This is a genomic window from Streptomyces sp. NPDC055815, from assembly GCF_053616475.1.
Genome location: NZ_JBSHDU010000196.1, coordinates 1 through 1,004, shown reverse-complemented (window position 1 = coordinate 1,004; position 1,004 = coordinate 1). Strand labels below are relative to the sequence as shown.

At 69.2% G+C, this 1,004-nt stretch carries 1 protein-coding gene; it reads right to left on the bottom strand.

Annotation, left to right across the window (positions count from 1 at the left end; all coding sequences use genetic code 11):
- Nucleotides 1–1,004 (bottom strand): condensation domain-containing protein (locus ACWGN5_RS41955; protein WP_453524303.1); only part of this gene is annotated, 1,004 nt, incomplete at both ends.

Genomic DNA, 1,004 nt, shown 5'->3' with positions numbered 1-1,004 from the left:
CACGCTCACGCGCCACCTCACGCAACCGCGCATGCACCCCAGCCGGCACCTCCACACGCACCGCATGCCCCTCATGCGACGCCACCACCGGCCGCACGCGATCGATCGGCAGGGCCAGCTCCTCCGGAGCACCCGCCAACGCCCCACGCCAGTAAGCCACCTGACGCGACAGCACACTCTCCGGGTCGCCCTCGTCACCCAGCAGCTCCCGCTGCCACAACGCATAGTCGGCATACTGCACCGGCAGCGCAGACCACTCCGGAGCGACTCCCTCGCAACGAGCCGCATAGGCGGAGATGAGGTCACGCTCCAGGGGAGCGGACGACCAGCCGTCGCTGGCGATGTGATGGACCACCACCACCAATGCGTGATCGTCCGGGCCGAGCTCGAACAGCCAGGCACGTAGCGGAAGTTCAGCACTCAGATCGAAGGCATACCCCTGCGCCTCGGCGACCGCCGCCCCCAACTCCTCCGCACCCACCTGCGCGAAGGCCAGCTCGAACCCGCACTCCTCCACCGGCAGAATCCGCTGATACGGCTCCCCCTCGGCCACAGCGAACACCGTCCGCAGCACCTCATGCCGACCCAGCACATCAACCAGCGCCGCCCCCAGCGCCCCCCGATCCACCCCACCACTCAACCGAAGCGCCACCGGCTGGTTATAGGTAGAGCTCGGCCCCTCCAACTGACCGATGAACCACAGCCGGCGCTGCGCAAACGACAACGGCACCCGCTCCGGCCGCACCCCCGCCACCAACGCAGGACGCGCCTCACCCGCCCCCACCAGCCGAGAAGCCAACCCGGCCGGCGTCGGCGCCTCGAACAGCGTCCGCAGCGCCACCTCCACACCCAGCACCGCACGCACCCGACTCACCAACCGAGTCGCCAACAGCGAATGCCCACCCAGCACGAAGAAGTCGTCGTCGACCCCGACCCGCTCCACGCCCAGGACCTGAGCGAACGCCTGGCACAGAATCTCCTCCTGCACCGACACCGCACTCCGC